The sequence below is a fragment of the Pseudomonas sp. 2995-1 genome (assembly GCF_002742505.1).
GTDB lineage: Bacteria > Pseudomonadota > Gammaproteobacteria > Pseudomonadales > Pseudomonadaceae > Aquipseudomonas > Aquipseudomonas sivasensis.
The window spans coordinates 1-231 of the sequence record NZ_LJSA01000037.1 but is presented as its reverse complement, the minus strand read 5'-3'; the positions used below and the strand labels follow the sequence as shown (position 1 = coordinate 231).

The following is a 231-nucleotide window of genomic DNA, read 5'->3' as shown; positions in this document are numbered from 1 at the left end:
GTTGATCATGCTGGTAATATTCTGGCACAGAAAACGTATCGAAATGGAAGTGGCCCGACAATTCTACTTAATGCTCATATGGATACAGTTGAAGCATTTGTAGATGGCCGTGAAATCATAAAGGATGGTAACCTTTGGTCCAGTAGTGATGGTATTTTAGGTGCCGATGATAGAGCAGGTGTCGCCGTGGTGTTGGAGATGGCGAAAAGATTAGAATCATCAACATTTAAC

General features: G+C 42.0%; 1 protein-coding gene. It reads left to right on the top strand.

Annotated elements, in window-relative coordinates:
• Positions 1–231, top strand: a 231-nt coding sequence (locus tag AOA61_RS00130; protein ID WP_143521129.1) for a M28 family peptidase, incomplete at both ends; no start/stop codon positions are given.